15 protein-coding genes are annotated in these 15,626 nt (G+C 71.7%); 8 read left to right on the forward strand and 7 right to left on the reverse strand.

Annotation, left to right across the window (positions count from 1 at the left end; all coding sequences use genetic code 11):
- Nucleotides 1-64: 64 nt before the first annotated feature.
- Nucleotides 65-1,825 (forward strand): GAF domain-containing sensor histidine kinase, encoded by a 1,761-nt coding sequence (locus tag ACF059_RS20920; protein ID WP_392059234.1) that lies wholly within the window; start codon nucleotides 65-67, stop codon nucleotides 1,823-1,825.
- Nucleotides 1,826-1,855: 30 nt separating this feature from the next.
- On the opposite strand, the gene ACF059_RS20925 is transcribed toward ACF059_RS20920, so the two are convergent.
- Nucleotides 1,856-2,743 carry a Cof-type HAD-IIB family hydrolase gene (locus ACF059_RS20925; RefSeq protein ID WP_392059237.1) on the reverse strand — a complete coding sequence of 296 codons (888 nt, stop codon included), beginning with the start codon at nucleotides 2,741-2,743 and terminating at the stop codon, nucleotides 1,856-1,858.
- 133 nt (nucleotides 2,744-2,876) lie between these two features.
- Between ACF059_RS20925 and ACF059_RS20930 the strand changes: the two genes are divergently transcribed.
- Nucleotides 2,877-3,782, forward strand: a complete 906-nt coding sequence (locus ACF059_RS20930) for an LLM class flavin-dependent oxidoreductase (RefSeq protein WP_366866139.1) — start codon at nucleotides 2,877-2,879, stop codon at nucleotides 3,780-3,782.
- A gap of 15 nt (nucleotides 3,783-3,797) precedes the next feature.
- Here the strand turns inward: ACF059_RS20930 and ACF059_RS20935 are convergent, their stop codons facing one another.
- Nucleotides 3,798-4,337, reverse strand: a complete 540-nt coding sequence (locus ACF059_RS20935) for an RNA 2'-phosphotransferase (RefSeq protein ID WP_392059240.1) — start codon at nucleotides 4,335-4,337, stop codon at nucleotides 3,798-3,800.
- A 133-nt stretch (nucleotides 4,338-4,470) separates the two neighbouring features.
- Here ACF059_RS20935 and ACF059_RS20940 point away from each other — a divergent pair, with 133 nt between their 5' ends.
- A complete protein-coding gene (locus ACF059_RS20940; RefSeq protein WP_392059243.1) occupies nucleotides 4,471-5,262 on the forward strand; it encodes an aquaporin in 792 nt (263 codons plus the stop codon).
- Nucleotides 5,263-5,414: 152 nt separating this feature from the next.
- Here ACF059_RS20940 and ACF059_RS20945 read toward each other — a convergent pair whose 3' ends face one another.
- From ACF059_RS20945 to ACF059_RS20955, 3 genes are all read right to left on the reverse strand, one after another.
- Nucleotides 5,415-6,329, reverse strand: coding sequence for a MerR family transcriptional regulator (locus tag ACF059_RS20945; protein WP_361940022.1), 915 nt, complete (start codon nucleotides 6,327-6,329; stop codon nucleotides 5,415-5,417).
- Nucleotides 6,330-6,509: 180 nt separating this feature from the next.
- Nucleotides 6,510-8,309 (reverse strand): SDR family oxidoreductase, encoded by a 1,800-nt coding sequence (locus tag ACF059_RS20950; RefSeq protein ID WP_392059561.1) that lies wholly within the window; start codon nucleotides 8,307-8,309, stop codon nucleotides 6,510-6,512.
- 5 nt (nucleotides 8,310-8,314) lie between these two features.
- Nucleotides 8,315-9,196 carry a M24 family metallopeptidase gene (locus tag ACF059_RS20955; protein WP_392059246.1) on the reverse strand — a complete coding sequence of 294 codons (882 nt, stop codon included), beginning with the start codon at nucleotides 9,194-9,196 and terminating at the stop codon, nucleotides 8,315-8,317.
- A gap of 217 nt (nucleotides 9,197-9,413) precedes the next feature.
- Between ACF059_RS20955 and ACF059_RS20960 the strand changes: the two genes are divergently transcribed.
- From ACF059_RS20960 to ACF059_RS20980, 5 genes are all read left to right on the forward strand, one after another.
- A complete protein-coding gene (locus ACF059_RS20960) occupies nucleotides 9,414-10,403 on the forward strand; it encodes an ABC transporter ATP-binding protein (RefSeq protein WP_366866144.1) in 990 nt (329 codons plus the stop codon).
- A complete protein-coding gene (locus ACF059_RS20965) occupies nucleotides 10,393-11,280 on the forward strand; it encodes an ABC transporter permease (protein WP_392059249.1) in 888 nt (295 codons plus the stop codon). Before ACF059_RS20960 ends, ACF059_RS20965 begins: the two co-directional genes overlap by 11 nt.
- Nucleotides 11,277-12,188, forward strand: coding sequence for an ABC transporter ATP-binding protein (locus ACF059_RS20970; RefSeq protein WP_392059252.1), 912 nt, complete (start codon nucleotides 11,277-11,279; stop codon nucleotides 12,186-12,188). The genes ACF059_RS20965 and ACF059_RS20970 overlap by 4 nt, the downstream gene beginning before the upstream one ends.
- Nucleotides 12,189-12,203: 15 nt before the next feature.
- Nucleotides 12,204-12,923: an ABC transporter permease gene (locus ACF059_RS20975; RefSeq protein ID WP_361940010.1), complete on the forward strand. Its 720-nt coding sequence runs from the start codon at nucleotides 12,204-12,206 to the stop codon at nucleotides 12,921-12,923.
- A gap of 89 nt (nucleotides 12,924-13,012) precedes the next feature.
- Nucleotides 13,013-13,648, forward strand: coding sequence for a rhomboid-like protein (locus tag ACF059_RS20980; protein WP_392059256.1), 636 nt, complete (start codon nucleotides 13,013-13,015; stop codon nucleotides 13,646-13,648).
- 84 nt (nucleotides 13,649-13,732) lie between these two features.
- Here ACF059_RS20980 and ACF059_RS20985 read toward each other — a convergent pair whose 3' ends face one another.
- Complete coding sequence (locus tag ACF059_RS20985) at nucleotides 13,733-14,383, reverse strand: response regulator (protein ID WP_392059259.1); 651 nt, start codon at nucleotides 14,381-14,383, stop codon at nucleotides 13,733-13,735.
- Between the two features lie 10 nt (nucleotides 14,384-14,393).
- Entirely contained in the window at nucleotides 14,394-15,383 is a 990-nt protein-coding gene (locus ACF059_RS20990) for a sensor histidine kinase (protein ID WP_392059262.1), read from the reverse strand.
- Between the last annotated feature and the right edge of the window lie 243 nt (nucleotides 15,384-15,626).

Raw genomic sequence — 15,626 nt, forward strand, 5'->3', positions numbered from 1 at the left:
GGCGCACCTCGCCTGGACGGTGGCCGGCTTTCCCGTCCAAAGGGGACTAACTAGGCTCAAGGCCATGTCAGCGCAGCGGTCTCAGCAAGTGCCGGATCCCGTCTCGGATCCCGTCTCGGGTCCCTCGACGGGGACGCCGGACCCCCTGGTGGCCGCCGCCCAGGCCACCAGGAGCCTGCAGGGACTGTCCACCGAGCTGACGGCCAGGGTGCCGCAGCTGCTGGAAGCCATGCGGTCGGTCGGTACCGGCCTCGAACTCCACTCCACCCTGGACCGCATCTGCGAGACCGCGGCCGAGCTCGCGGACGCCCGGTACGCGGCGATCGGCGTGGTCGACACCGAAGGCCGCGGGCTCACGGACTTCGTCACGTACGGGATGAGCACGGAGCTGGCCCACAAGATCGGGAGCCGTCCGGACGGGAAGCGCGGCCTGCTCGGCGCACTGATCTCGCACCCCGACACGGTCCGGCTCGCCGACCTGACGAAGGACCCGCGCGCGGAGGGCTTCCCGGCGCACCACCCGCCCATGAAGACCTTCCTCGGCGTCCCCATCCGGGTCCAGGGAGAGATCTTCGGCAACCTGTACCTCGCCGAGAAGAAGGGCGGCGGCGAGTTCAACGACTACGACGTCCACATGGTCCGGGTCCTGGCCACCGAAGCGGGCATCGCCATCGGCAACGCCCGGCTGTACGAGGCAGCCACCCAGCGCGAGCGCTGGATCGACGGCTCGGTGGCCGTCACCACCGCCCTCCTGTCGGGCGGTGACGCCGACGACGCCCTCGCGGTGGTGGCCGAGCAGGCCCGCCACCTCGCCGACTCCGCCGCCGGGATCGTCCTGCTGCCCGCCGAGGAGGGCGGCATGGAGATCGTCGCCGTCTCGGCCGAGAATCCGGCCACCTCGCTCGGCCTGGTGATCCCGGCCGAGAGCCCGGTGGTGGACCGCCTGCTGCGCGGCGAGCCGGTCTTCGTGGACGACGCGGCCCGCGACCCCCGCATGGCCAGCAAGCTGACCAGCCAGTACGGGCCGTGCATGATGCTGCCCCTGCACAGCGGCGGGCGGGTGCTGGGGGCGCTGGTCACCCCCCGGGCGCGCGGCGAGCGGCCGTTCAGCGAGGCCGAGCGGACCCTGGCCACGCAGTTCGCCTCGCAGGCCGCGCTCGCCCTGATGATGGCCGAGGCCCAGCGCGACCGGGAGCGGCTCGCCGTGTTCGAGGACCGTGACCGGATCGCCCGTGACCTGCACGACCTGGTCATCCAGCGGCTGTTCGCCACCGGGCTGATGCTGGAGGGAGCCCAGCGCCGCTCCATCGTCCCGGAGGTCCGCGACGGGGTGGGCAAGGCCGTGGAGGAGCTGGACGTGACCATCCAGGAGATCCGCACCGCGATCTTCGCCCTCCAGCAGGGCCCGGCGGAAGCCCCGTCGGGGCTGCGGACCCGGGTGCTGCGGGAGATCAACATGGCTGCCGTGCCGCTCGGCTTCAAGCCCGCGCACCGCTTCCTCGGCCCGATCGACGCGGCCGTCGGCGACCTCGTGGGCAAGAACCTGATCGCCGCGCTGCGGGAGGCCCTGTCCAATGCCTTCCGGCACGCCGACGCGTCCCGGATCGAGGTGGTCGTGGACTGCACCGTCACCCTCGCCGACGGCCGGCCGGGGGTGCGCCTGGAGGTCGCCGACGACGGGGTCGGCATCCCGGAGGGCGGCCGGCGCAGCGGGCTGCGGAACCTGCGCCGACGGGCCGAGGCACTGGGCGGCGCGAGCTCGTACGGCCCGGGCCTCGGCGAGGACGGCAGCGGGACCACCCTGGTGTGGGAGGCCCCGCTCTAGTCCCGGTCCCCGTGTCGCGTCGGGTGTGGCTCAGGCCTGCCGCTGGGCGATGCGTTCGGCCAGGATGCGCTCGATGACCAGGGCGACGCCGTCCTCGTTGTTGGCGACCGTGCAGCCGGACGCGGCCGCCAGCACATCGGGGTGCGCGTTGCCCATCGCGTACGAGGTGCCCGCCCAGGTCAGCATTTCCAGGTCGTTCGGCATGTCGCCGAAGGCGACGACCTCTTCGGGGGAGATGCCGCGCTCGGCGCAGCACAGTGCCAGGGTGCTGGCCTTGGAGACGCCCGGCCCGCTGATCTCCAGCAGGGCCGTCGGACTGGAGCGGGTGATCGACGCGTAGGCGCCGGCGGCGGAGCGGGCCAGGGCCAGGAACGCGTCCGGGGTGAGCTCGGCGTGGTGTGCCAGCAGCTTGAGTACCGGCGCTGCGTTGTCGTCCGTGTCCTCGGCGAGCAGCTTCTCGGCGGTGGCGACCCTGGCGCCCGGATCCTTGAAGAACGGCGGGTAGGCGGGCTCGTAGTTGATGCCGGTGGTCATCTCGACCGCGAAGGACGTCCCGGGCGCCGCAGCCCGCAGAGCCTCGACGACCGTGAGTGCGATGCCCCGCTGGAGGGCCCTGACCTGCACGAACTCCCGTCCGGCATGCAAGTCGACGACCGCCGCGCCGTTGGCGCAGATCGCGAGCCCGTGGCCGTGGACGTGGTCGCTGACCACGTCCATCCAGCGGGCCGGCCGGCCGGTGACGAAGAAGACCTCGATCCCGGCCTCCTCGGCGGCGGCGAGCGCGGCGATGGTGCGCGGCGAGACGGTCTTGTCGTCGCGCAGCAGGGTGCCGTCGAGATCGGTGGCGATGAGCCGGGTCGTGGGGATTGGCCCGTCCGGGCACTGGGGAGCCGAGGTCACTGCTCCATCTTCGCCCATGGCCGGGGAGGGCCCGACCAGGGGCGACGCTCCCTGGCCGCTCTTCGGCCGCTCCCCTGCTTCCCAGGGCTTGCTCCGCCCCCTGGGGAGACGATGTTTCACGTGAAACATCGCCTCCCCGTACGCTCGACGCATGAGTCTGCGTCTGAGCACGGTGATCCTCCCGGTCCGTCGATGGCACGAGGGAGGTCGCGACCAGTGGCTCCGCGCCGAGCAGCTGGGCTTCCACACCGCCTACACCTACGACCACCTGTCCTGGCGGTCCTTCCGTGACGGGCCCTGGTTCGGGGCGGTCCCCACGCTGACGGCGGCGGCCGCCGCCACCGAGCGACTGCGGCTGGGCACGCTCGTCACCTCGCCGAACTTCCGCCACCCGGTGACCCTGGCCAAGGACCTGATGAGCCTGGACGACATCTCCGGCGGGCGGTTCACGCTGGGCATCGGCGCGGGCGGCAACGGCTTCGACGCGACCGCGCTGGGCCAGGAGGCCTGGTCCCCCCGGGAGCGCGCCGACCGCTTCGCCGAATTCGTGCCGCTGCTGGACCGGTTGCTGACCGAGGGCTCGGTGAGCCACGAGGGCACCTTCTACTCCGCCGAGGAAGCCCGCAACATCCCCGGCTGTGTGCAGCGGCCGCGGCTGCCGTTCGCGATCGCGGCGACCGGCCCGCGGGGTCTGCGGCTCGCCGCCCGGCACGGCCAGGCCTGGGTGACCACCGGGGATCCGAAGCTCTTCGCCGAGGGCACGCCCGAGCAGTCGCGTGAGGCCCTGCGCGGACAGCTGGCACGGCTCGACAAGGCGTTCGAGGAGATCGGGCGCGAGCCCGGGCCCATGGAGAAGATCCTTCTGACGGGCTTCACGCCCGAGGCCAACTCCGTGCTGGAGTCGCTGGACGCGTTCGTCGACTTCGCCGGCCGCCACCGCGAGCTGGGCTTCACCGAGATCGTCATCCACGCGCCCATCCCGGACTCGGACTTCGCCGCCGACGAGGCCGTCTTCGAGAAGATCGCCACCGACGCCCTGGCCCAGCTCGACGGCTGAGCCCGCGGGCGGGCGTCAGGGGAAGCGCAGGAACTCCGGCGGTACGGCGTCCACCAGCCACACCCCGTTGGCGCTGATGCGAAAGACGTGCCCGGCCGCGCGCATCGCCCCGGCGTCCACGCTGAGCACCACCGGCCGGCCGCGTCGCGCACCGACCCGGGTCGCCGTCTCCCGGTCGGGGGACAGGTGCACATGGTGGCGGGCCATCGGACGCAGGCCCTCGGCGCGGATCGCGTCGAGGGCCGCGGCGACGGTGCCGTGGTAGAGGTACGAGGGCGGTTCGGCCTCGGGAAGGCCCAGATCCACGGCGACCGTGTGCCCCTGGCTGGCCCGGATCCGCGTTCCCTCGACGGCGAAGCGCTGCTTGTCGTTGGCGGCGACGACGTGGTCGAGATCGGCGCGGCTGAAGGGGAAGCCGTGCGCGGCGGCGGCGCGCAGAAGGTCGTCGATCTCCACCCAGCCCTGTGGATCGAGCACCAGTCCGATGCGTTCCGGCTGGTGCCGCAGGTGTTTCGAGACGTACTTCGACACCTTGACGGTGCGTCTTTCATCCATGACCCCCAGCGTGCCCGGTCGCGCGCTCCTCCGGCACGGATTTTCCGCCCGCCGACGGCGTGGACACCCCCTATCGCGCTTCCAAGATGCGGAATATATTTTCCGCTGCCACTTCTGTTCAGGGGGAGAAACCATGACAGCCCATACCTCTCTGCCGCGCCGTGCCGCTGCCGAGCTGATCGGTACCGCCGGCCTGCTCGCGGTCGTGATCGGCTCGGGCATCAAGGCCGCCGAGCTCAGCCCTGACACCGGTGTCGCGCTCCTGGCCAACTCGCTCGCCTCGGCCGTCGGCCTCGGGCTGGTCATCACCCTGTTCGGCCCGCTGTCGGGCGCCCACCTCAACCCGGTGGTCACCCTCACCTCCTGGTGGGCCCGCCGGACCGGCGGTGAGGGACTCCGCGGCCGGGAGGCTCTCGTCTACAGCGCCGCCCAGACCGCGGGAGCCGTCGTCGGCGCGCTCCTGGCGGACGCCATGTTCGGCCGCGCCCCGGGCACCTTCTCCACCCAGGTGCGCGAGGGCGGGCACCTGCTCGTCGGTGAAGTCGTCGCCACCACCGGTCTCGTCCTCCTGATCCAGGGCCTGCAGCGGATCGGGCGGCCGAAGCTCATCCCGGCGGCGGTGGCCGCGTACATCGCCGCCGCGATCTGGTTCACGTCCTCCGGCTCCTTCGCCAACCCGGCCGGCACCATCGGGCGCAGCTTCAGCGATTCCTTCACCGGCATCGCCCCGCAGTCGCTGCCGGGCTTCGTCGCCGCCCAGCTGCTCGGCGCGATCCTCGGCCTGGCCCTCGCCGCCTTCCTGTACGGGAACGGGGCGAGCGGGAGCGGGGCGTCCGGCACTCCCCGCGCGGAGGCGGCCCTGGCCGACGCCGGTCCGGTGGACGGCGCGACCCCCGCCAAGGAGGCGTACGAGGCGGTGGGCTGAGACCTCACGGGGACCCAACGTCGTCCCGCTGGCTGAGACCCCGCCCCTGTTACCCACAGGCGAACCGGACTTGTCCACAGCCGTTTGGGCGGGTTTTGACGGCAAACGCGTGATCCGCCCTGTGGACGCTGTGGACTACCGACCGCCCGGCGCTACCGCTCGCCCCGGCGCGCCAGATCGTTCATCGTCCGGGCCTGCAGCTCCCGCTCCGTCGCGGCCCGCACGAACTCCGCGACGTGTTCGGAGCCCACCAGCTCCTGCACCGCCCGTACCGTGCCGGCCGGCAGCGCCACCGGAGAGGGGCCCGACGGCTGCGGGGCCCCGGGCGCCCCCAGGTGCCGCTGCAAGTGCCGGGTCGCGAAGAGCCGCATCGCCCGCGCCAGCTCGGCGTCCACGGTCTGCTGGGCCAGCGGCCGCAGCCGCCGCACCATCGTCGCCGCCTCGGCCGCGTCCGCGTCCGTGGGCGGCACCTGCTCCAGGTAGCGCGCGAAGACGTGCTCGGTGGTGAACTCCAGGAACCGCGAGGCGATGTGCTCCACCTGACCGCGCAGTTCGCGCAGATGTCCCGTGATGGCCGCCAGCGGGACCCCGGCGGCGTACAGCTCGGCGGCCACCGCCAGCTCCTGCGGCGACGGCACGAGGAACTGGTCCGGGCTGCCCGGGATCCGCTCCAGCACCCCGAGCTCGCAGGCCTCGCCGACCGCGTCGTCGTCCGGCCGGCCGCCGAAGCGTTCGTTGAGCTCGTCCCGGCTGATCCGGGCCGCCTCCTCGTCGGTCCACGGCCCGTGCACCTCGGCGACCAGGCCCAGGACGCCGCCCAGCCCGCGCCCGGCGTCCCAGGCCTCCAGCAGCTCCTTGATGGAGGCCAGGGTGTAGCCGCGGTCCAGCAGGTCCGCGATCTGGCGCAGCCGCGCCAGATGCGTGTCCCGGTAGACGTTGGAGCGGCCGCGCCGCTCCGGTTTCGGCAGCAGCCCGCGGTCCTGGTACGCCCGGATCGTGCGCACCGTCGCCCCGCTGTGGTGCGCCAGATCCTCGATCCGGTATTCGGCTACCGCCTGATCGGACAATCCCGGCTCCCTACGACATCGCGGCCCGGCCGGCCGCGCCACGGGCCGCGGCCCGGGCGGCCGGTGCGGCCGCGAGGCACTCGACCGCCCTGCGCAGTGAGTCCTCCTGCGTGGGATGGTACGACCGCCGCGAGGAGCGGGGTATGGCCGCGGCGAGCCCTCTGTCGTACGGGGCCGCGGTCACAGCCTGGGCTCCACCTTCGCCAGGCGCCGCAGGGTGCGCGGGGCGAAGCGGGACATCCACAGGGCGCCCTTGGACTCCGGGGTCACGGGGACGAGCGCCTCGTTGCGCACCACGGCCCGCAGGATCGCGTCGGCGACCTTCTCCGGCGGGAAGTTGCGCAGCCCGTACAGCCGCGAGGAGCGTTCCTGACGGCGCTTCTCCTCGGCCGCGTCCACCCCGGCGAAACGGGAGGTGGCGGTGATGTTGGTGTTGACGATGCCGGGGCAGATCGCGGAGACGCCGATCGACTTCGAGGCCAGTTCCGCGCGCAGGCACTCCGACAGCATCAGCACCGCGGCCTTCGAGGTGCTGTAGGCGGGCAGGGTCCTGGACGGCAGGTAGGCCGCGGCGGAGGCGGTGTTGACGATGTGTCCGCCCTGGCCGCGCTCGGCCATCTGCTTGCCGAATATCCGGCAGCCGTGGATGACGCCCCACAGATTGACGTCCAGGACCTTCTTCCAGTCCTCGGCGCTCGTGTCGAGGAAGGCCCCGGACAGGCCGATCCCGGCGTTGTTGACCAGGACGTCCACGATCCCGTACTCGGCGGCGACCTTCACCGCGAGCTTCTCCATCGCCTGCTCGTCGCTGACGTCCACGCACTCGCCCCAGGCCTCGGGGGCGCCGACGAGGCGTGCCATGTCGGCCGTGCGCGCCGCGCCCTCGCCGTCCCGGTCCACGGCCACCACGCGCGCCCCGGCCTCGGCGAAGGCGAAGGCGGTGGCCCGGCCGATGCCGCTCGCCGCGCCGGTCACCAGGACCAGCTGGCCGTGGAAGCGGTCGGCGTACTTGCCCGGCGCCTTGCGCTCCGGCGCCCGTGTGGCCGGCTCCTCCCGGGAGGTGACGAAGTCGGTGATCCAGGCGACCAGTTGGTCGGGCCGGGTCCGGGGCACCCAGTGCTTGGCGGGCAGGCTCCGCCGCAGCAGGTCCGGGGCCCACCGCTCCAGTCCGTCGTAGAGCCGCTCGGAGAGGAAGGCGTCCTCGGTCGGGGTGATCAGCTGGACCGGTACGTGCGCGTACGCGTCCGGCCGCGGCCGGCGCAGCCGCGCACGCACGTTGTCGCGGTAGAGCCAGGCTCCGTGCGCCGCGTCCGAAGGCAGCGAGGCGGTGGGGTAGTCGCCGGCCGGGATCTTCTCGGCGCGCTGGAGGATCGCGGGCCACCGCTTGCCGAGCGGTCCGCGCCAGGCGAGCTCCGGCAGGACGGGGGTGTGCAGCAGGTAGATGTACCAGGACTTGGCGCCCTGGCCCAGGAGCTGCGCCACCGCGCGCGGGGTGGGCCGCGACCTGCGCTTCTTGAGCCAGTGCCCGAAGTGGTCGAGGCAGGGCCCCGACACCGAGGTGAAGGAGGCGATCCGCCCCTCGGTACGGGCGACCGTCGCGAACTCCCAGCCCTGTACGGATCCCCAGTCGTGGCCGACCAGGTGCACCGGCCGGTCCGGGCTGACCGCCTCCGCCACCGCCAGGAAGTCGTCGGTCAGCTTCTCCAGGGTGAAACCCCCGCGCAGCGGCTGCGGAGCGGTGGAGCGCCCGTGGCCGCGTACGTCGTAGAGCACGACGTGGAAGCGGGCCGCCAGCCGCTCGGCGACCTCGGACCACACCTCTTTGCTGTCGGGGTAGCCGTGCACGAGCACGACGGTCGGGCGGTCCTCCTCGCCGAGCTCGACGACGCACAGGTCCACCCCGCCGGTGCTCACCCGGCGCTCGCGCGCCCCGGCCGGTCCGGCCGTTCCCGCTCCGTTGATGCCGTTCTTGCCGCTCATGCCGCTCATGCTGCCCTCTCCTCGGCCCAGCGCCGCACGTGCGGCAGATCGTCGTCCAGCCAGAACGCGCTCTCCTGGGGATCCAGGGAGTCGGTGACCACCAGGATCTCCTCGAACTTCGCGCCGGTGCCCCGGAATCCCAGATGCGGCTCCACCGCCCACAGTCCGGGCTGCGGCGGGTGGTCGGAGAAGTGGTACGGGCTCCACAGCGGGGACCAGCCCTCCCGGTGCCCGTGCAGCATGTCCCCGGCCAGCCCCTTGAGGGACTGCGTGCCGAAGCCGAACGCGGTCGGCGACCAGCGGCGCTCCTTGATCCGGTCGATCTTGTGGGCGATCACACCGAACGGATAGGCGCGGTGCCGGTTGGCGTACCCCTGCCGGTTCATGAGCTGCTCGACGTTCTCGTATATCTCGCGCAGCGAGAGGCGCTCCCGCACCTGCTCCAGGATCAGCATCCGGTGGGCCTGGAGGTCGGCCATGAGCCGGTCCTGGACCGGATTGAGCCCGAGGCTGCCCGAATAGCCGATGTCGGCCGCGCACCCGTTGAGGACCGGCGCCATGTCGAGGATGAAGGGCATCCCCGGCTCCAGCTTCCGGTCCGTGGGGAAGAACTGCAGCGGGATCCTGAAGTTCGTGAAGGCGGTGCGGTCGCCGAACCAGGCGAAGGGCAGGTGCAGCCAGTCCCGCACCCCGCGCTCGCGCAGCCACGCGCGCTGCATCCGCGCCGCCTCGCGCTCGGTCACGCCCGGCCGCAGCTGGGCCGCGACCTCCTCGGCGCACTCGTACGCGAGGCGCTGCACCTCCCTGAACCCGCTCAGGTCGACCGCGGGTTTCCCGGAGAGCCGTCCGGAGAGTCGCGTGGTGCGTTGCCTGGTGTCCCCAGCCATGTCAGCCCGCCCATCCATGCAGCCGTACGCGCCCGTAACTTGACACTGATGAATGTGACAATGACCGGAGGTCACGTCAAGGGCCGTGCACAGACCTGTGGATAAAGTTCTCGCGGCGGCATCAGCCTCCAGTACGGGTATGTACGCCGTAAGGCTGAGACGCGATCCAGCTCCAGGTCTGACGTTTCACGAGGGCTCCACCACTAACGTCGGAGCCGTGACTGTCATCGCGACTGAAAGCCTGAGCAAGCGGTATCCCCGAGTGACCGCCCTCGACCGGCTCTCCCTGGACATCGGGCCCGGTGTGACCGGCCTCGTGGGCGCCAACGGAGCCGGCAAGTCCACGCTGATCAAAATTCTGCTGGGACTGTCCCCCGCCACCGAGGGCAGCGCCGCCGTGCTCGGCCTCGACGTCGCCACGCATGGCAGCGCCATCCGTGAACGCGTCGGCTACATGCCCGAGCACGACTGCCTGCCACCCGACGTCTCGGCCACCGAGTTCGTCGTCCACATGGCGCGCATGTCCGGGCTGCCGCCCACCGCGGCCCGCGAGCGCACCGCCGACACCCTGCGCCACGTCGGGCTGTACGAGGAGCGCTACCGCCCCATCGGCGGCTACTCCACGGGTATGAAACAGCGCGTCAAACTCGCCCAGGCGCTGGTCCACGACCCGCAGCTGGTCCTCCTCGACGAGCCGACCAACGGCCTGGACCCGGTGGGCCGCGACGAGATGCTCGGCCTGATCCGCCGCGTCTACACGGACTTCGGCATCTCCGTCCTGGTCACCTCCCACCTCCTGGGTGAGCTGGAGCGGACCTGCGACCACGTGGTGGTCGTCGACGGCGGCAAGCTGCTGCGCTCCAGTTCCACCAGCGACTTCACCCAGACGACGACGACCCTCGCGGTCGAGGTCACCGACTCCGACCTCCACCCGGACGGCACCGCCGCCCTGCGGGGGGCGCTCACGGCGGCTGGCATCACCCTGCACGTGGGCACGGAGCAGGGCCTGCCCGGCGCCGGCCACATCCTGCTGGTCGAGGCCACCGGCGAGGAGACGTACGACACCGTCCGCGACACCGTCGCCGACCTCGGTCTCGGCCTGGTCCGCATGGAACAGCGCCGCCACCACATCGCGGAGGTCTTCCGCGACAACGACCCGTCCTCGTACCCCGTCCAGCAGAAGGGAGCCGGTTCCGATGGCGCCTGACACCTCGACCCAGATCCACAACATCGGCTACCGGTCCTACGACGGCCCCCGGCTCGGCCGCGCCTACGGCCGCCGGTCGCTGTTCTCGCAATCCCTGCGCGGCGCCTACGGACTCGGCCGCTCCGCCAAGTCCAAGATCCTGCCGATGATCCTCTTCGCGGTGATGTGCGTGCCCGCGCTGATCCTCGTCGCGGTCGCCATCAACATCCCCGGCTCCACCACACTGCCGATCAAGTACACGACGTACGCCGTGACCACGCAGGTGATCGTCTACCTCTTCCTCGCCTCCCAGGCCCCGCAGTCCGTCTCGCGGGACCTGCGCTTCAAGACGGTGCCGCTCTACTTCTCGCGGCCCATCGAACGCGTCGACTACGTGGTGGCCAAGTACGCGGCCATGGCCTCGGCCCTGTTCGTCCTCACCGCGACTCCGCTGCTGATCATGTGGATCGGCGCGCTCCTGGCGAAGTTCGACTTCGCCGACCAGACCAAGGGATTCGGACAGGGACTGGTGTCGGTTCTGCTGCTGTCGCTGCTCTTCTCCGGCCTCGGCCTCGTCATGGCCGCGCTCACCCCGCGCCGCGGGTTCGGCGTCGCCGCCGTCATCGCCCTGCTGCTGATCCCCTACGGCGCGGTCACCGCGGTGCAGGGCGTCGCCTACTCCACCGGGAACACCGGGCCCATCGAGTGGATGGGCCTGTTCTCCCCGATCACGCTCATCGACGGCCTGCAGACCGCCTTCCTCGGCGCCGAGTCCACCTTCCCCGGCGGCGAGGGTCCCTCGGGCGGCGTCGGCATCGTCTACCTGCTCGTCATCCTCGGCCTCATCGTCGGCTCGTACGCCGCCCTGATGGCCCGCTACCGGAAGGCCGGGCTGTGACCACCATCGACATCGACCACACCTCCCGCTGGTTCGGGAACGTCGTCGCCGTCAACGACGTGACCATGCGCATCGGCCCCGGCGTCACCGGACTGCTGGGCCCCAACGGTGCGGGCAAGTCCACGCTCATCAACATGATGGGCGGCTTCCTCTCCCCCTCCACGGGCACCGTCACCCTCGACGGCGCCGCGATCTGGGGCAACGAGCAGGTGTACAAGCAGATCGGCGTCGTGCCCGAGCGCGAGGCCATGTACGACTTCCTCACCGGCCGGGAGTTCGTCGTCGCCAACGCCGAGCTCCACGGCCTCGACGACGCGGCCGCCCAGCGGGCGCTCGCCACCGTCGAGATGGAGTACGCCCAGGACCGCAAGATCTCCACCTACTCCAAGGGCATGCGCCAGCGCGTGAAGATGGCCTCCGCCCTGGTCCACGACCCGTCCGTGCTGCTCCTCGACGAGCCCTTCAACGGCATGGACCCGCGCCAGCGCATGCAGCTGATGGACCTGCTGCGGCGGATGGGAGACGAGGGACGCACCGTCCTGTTCTCCTCCCACATCCTGGAGGAGGTCGAACAGCTGGCCTCGCACATCGAGGTGGTCGTCGCCGGCCGGCACGCCGCCTCCGGCGACTTCCGCAAGATCCGCCGCCTGATGACGGACCGCCCGCACCGCTACTTCATCCGCTCCTCCGACGACAGGGCCCTCGCCGCGGCCCTGATCGCCGACCCCTCCACCGCCGGCATCGAGGTCGACCACAAGGAGGGCGCACTGCGCATCCAGGCCGTCGACTTCGGCCGGTTCACCGAGCTGCTCCCCCGTGTGGCCCGTGCCCACGGCATCCGGCTGCTGACGGTCTCGCCTTCCGACGAGTCCCTCGAATCGGTCTTCTCCTACCTCGTCGCGGCCTGAAAGGAGCTGGCACCCATGTATGACCCCACCGTTGCCCGGCTCACCTACCGGGCCCTGCTCGGCCGGCGCCGTGCGCTGATCCTCTTCGCGCTGCCCGCCCTGCTGATCCTCATCGCCCTCGCCGTCCGCGGCTTCGCCGGCGTGGACGACAAGGTCGCCGCGGACCTGCTGGGGGGCTTCGCCCTCGCCACCATGGTTCCGCTGATCGGCGTCATCGCCGGCACCGGCGCCATCGGCCCGGAGATCGACGACGGCTCCATCGTCTACCTGCTCGCCAAGCCGGTGAAGCGCCCGACGATCATCATGACCAAGCTGATCGTCGCGATCGCCGTCACCATGGCCTTCTCCGCGATCCCCACCCTGATCGCCGGGTTCATCCTCAACGGCAACGGCCAGCAGATCGCCGTCGCCTACACGGTCGCGGCCCTCGTCGCCTCGATCGCCTACAGCGCGCTGTTCCTGCTGCTGGGCACCGTCAGCCGGCACGCGGTCGTCTTCGGCTTGGTCTACGCACTGATCTGGGAGTCGCTCTTCGGCAGCCTGGTCTCCGGCGCCAAGACCCTCAGCGTCCAGCAGTGGGCCCTTTCCCTCGCCGAGCGCGTCGCCGGACCGGGCTACGTCGACGCCAGCGTCGGCCTGCCCACCGCCGCGATCCTGCTCGCCACGGTCACCGTGGGCGCCACCGTCTACGCGGGCCAGAAGCTGCGCCGCCTCACCCTGGCGGGCGACGAGTAGACCCGGTGGTGCCCGCACCCCCTCCGAAGCTGTGCCCCGCCCGGCCCGTCGGCCAGGCGGGGCACAGCTTTGCGGGTCATCATCGGTGCATGATCGAGCACACCGCGCCGGAGCCGGCCAGGCCTCTCAGGTCCTGGATACGCTCCTCGCCTGGGACGCACATCTGGCTGCTGATCATCGCCCTCACCAGCATCGTCGTCGTCATCGCGCCCGACCGGGTCGAGCACGTCCTACTCCACCGCAACAGCAGCAACATCCATCAGCTCGACAGGTACCCCGTCCGGGCCCTGCTCAGCAGCGCCTTCTGGATCGAGAACCCGGCCTCGCTCGCCCTGTACGCCGTGCTGTTCGAGCTGTTCCACGCCCCCGTGGAACGCTGGCTCGGCACCCTGCGGTGGCTCACGATCGTCGCGAGCGCCCACGTCGTCGCCACCCTGGTCAGCCAGAAGCTCCTGCTGATGGCCATCCAGGACCACCGCGCCCCGCGCAGCATGACCCATGTCGTCGACATCGGAGTCAGCTACGGGCTCGCCGCCGCCGTGGGTGTCCTCACCTACCGGCTTCCCGGCCCCTGGAAGTGGATCTACCTGGCCGGAGCGGTCACGTTCTTCGGCGTCCCCCTCGCCACCGGCGGCACCTTCACCGACCTCGGCCATGCCATCGCGCTCGCCGTCGGCCTGCTCGCCTGGCCGCTCACGCGCCGCGTTGTTTCACGTGAAACATGACCCCGTGACCCCGTGACGCCGTGACGGCGTGACGCCGTGACGCCGTGAACCTGTTCCGCGAACCGTGTTTCACGTGAAACACGCCTACTCGGCTTCCGTCTCCGGTTGTGCCACACCGTGCTCCCAGGCCCACGCGGCGATCCCCACCCGGTTGCGAGCGCCCAGCTTCGCCTGAACGTTCGCGATGTGGGTCTTGGCCGTCCCGACGCTGATGAACAGCTCCGCGCCGATCTCGGCGTTGGTGAGTCCCCGCGCCACCAGCCGTACGATCTCCAGCTCCCGGCCCGTCAGCGGATGCGCGGCGGGCCGGGCGACCGGACCCGCTTGCGTCAGCCGGCTCAGCAGCCGCACCGTGATCTGCGGACTGATCAGGGTGTCCCCGGCCATCGCCGCCCGCACGCCCTCGATCAGCAGCGTCGGTCCCGATCGCTTCAGCAGGAAACCGCAGGCGCCGTTGCGCAGCGCGGTGTGCACGTACTCGTCGAGGTCGAAGGTGGTCACGACTACCACCCGAGTCTGCGGCGTCAGGAGCCGGGTGACCTCCAGCCCGTCCAGCCGCGGCATCCGGATGTCCGCCAGCACCACGTCCGGCCGCAGCTCACGGGCCAGCGCCACCGCGCTCTCCCCGTCCGCCGCCTCACCCACCACGGTCATGTCCGGCTGCGAATCGAGTATCAACCGGAAGCCGCTGCGGATGTCCTCTTGGTCGTCGGCTATCAGGATGCGTGTGGTCACGCAGCCATGATCACCCCTCTGGGCCGGCCGCCACCGGGAACACCGCTGAAACCAGCCAGCCGCCGTCCCCGCTCGCCCCGGCCCGCAAGGTGCCGCCCGCCGCCTCCACCCGTCCGCGCAGACCGGCAAGCCCCGTTCCGCCGCGCCGCTTGCGCCCCCGCAGGCCGCTCGCGCCCCGGGTCGGCGCGGAGTTGGCCACGCTGATCTCCGTACCCGCCCCCACCCGGCGTACGGCGACCTGCACCACGGCCGCCCCCGGCGCGTGCCGGCGTACGTTCGTCAGCGCTTCGACCGCCACGCGGTACGCCGTCGTGTCGGCCTCGCGCGACAGTTCCCGTACCGCCGCCGCGTCCGCCTCCAGCTTCCCGCCCTCGAACCGCCCCACCAGCTCCGGCAGTTGAGCGAGGCCCGGCACCGGTGCCGTCGGCCCGCCCGCCGCCTCCTGCAGCGCGTGCACCGTCCGGTCCATCGAAGCCAGGGCGCTCAGCCCAGCCGCCTCGATCCGCTCCAGCGCGCGCACCGCCTGCCCGGGGTCCTGCGCGGCCACGAACCGGGCCGCCTGCGCCTGCACCACGATGGCGCTCACGTCGTGCGCCACGAAGTCATGCAGGTCCCGGGCCAGCTCCAACTGCTGCTCGCGGCGCGCGTCCACAACGGCCCGCCCCACCCGGCCGGCCTGGCGACGCAGATAGCCGCCGGCCAGCGCGGCCCCCAGGGCGGGCAGCAGCCAGAACGCCGCCGCCCCGCAGGCCTCCAGCCATGATCCCGTCTCCCGCACCAGCGGAACAGGCCACAGCGCGACGCCCGCCACGCCCAAGACACCCGCTACGGCCCCCGACCGCACGGGAGACCAGCGGGCCACGAAACCGATCAGCGGCAGCAGGAGACAGACCCAGAGCAGCGTCCATGACGCGGGCGCGTGCAGGAACGACGCGGCGATACCGACGACGGCAGCCGAGGCGAGCAACGGGGCCTGCGCGGCACGGAGGTTGACGTTCATGAGGCCGACCCTACGAGTGCCTGCCCGGGTGGGCCATCTGCCGTTCGGCAGAGGCGGGCGGTCGCGTACCCGCGCGGACCTGCTGATCAGCGGATGGTTCCGCAGGACCCCGCCGACGAGGCTGGAGACATCACCGACCCCTCCGGAACAGGACGTGACCATGTCTGCAGCCGTCACCACCAGCGCCACCGACGACGTCCGCGCCACCGCCACCGTCGCCACGGTCTCCCCCTGGCTCCGGCG

It is taken from the genome of Streptomyces sp. NPDC016562, assembly GCF_043076955.1.
Classification (GTDB): Bacteria; Actinomycetota; Actinomycetes; order Streptomycetales; family Streptomycetaceae; genus Streptomyces.

Coding starts and splice junctions, on each gene's coding strand:
- ACF059_RS20920 (WP_392059234.1), top strand. CDS start 65: ATGTCAGCGCAGCGGTCTCAGCAAGTGCCGGATCCCGTCTCGGATCCC.
- ACF059_RS20925 (WP_392059237.1), bottom strand. CDS start 2,743: ATGGGCGAAGATGGAGCAGTGACCTCGGCTCCCCAGTGCCCGGACGGG.
- ACF059_RS20930 (WP_366866139.1), top strand. CDS start 2,877: ATGAGTCTGCGTCTGAGCACGGTGATCCTCCCGGTCCGTCGATGGCAC.
- ACF059_RS20935 (WP_392059240.1), bottom strand. CDS start 4,337: ATGGATGAAAGACGCACCGTCAAGGTGTCGAAGTACGTCTCGAAACAC.
- ACF059_RS20940 (WP_392059243.1), top strand. CDS start 4,471: ATGACAGCCCATACCTCTCTGCCGCGCCGTGCCGCTGCCGAGCTGATC.
- ACF059_RS20950 (WP_392059561.1), bottom strand. CDS start 8,309: ATGAGCGGCAAGAACGGCATCAACGGAGCGGGAACGGCCGGACCGGCC.
- ACF059_RS20955 (WP_392059246.1), bottom strand. CDS start 9,196: ATGGCTGGGGACACCAGGCAACGCACCACGCGACTCTCCGGACGGCTC.
- ACF059_RS20965 (WP_392059249.1), top strand. CDS start 10,393: ATGGCGCCTGACACCTCGACCCAGATCCACAACATCGGCTACCGGTCC.
- ACF059_RS20975 (WP_361940010.1), top strand. CDS start 12,204: ATGTATGACCCCACCGTTGCCCGGCTCACCTACCGGGCCCTGCTCGGC.
- ACF059_RS20980 (WP_392059256.1), top strand. CDS start 13,013: ATGATCGAGCACACCGCGCCGGAGCCGGCCAGGCCTCTCAGGTCCTGG.
- ACF059_RS20990 (WP_392059262.1), bottom strand. CDS start 15,383: ATGAACGTCAACCTCCGTGCCGCGCAGGCCCCGTTGCTCGCCTCGGCT.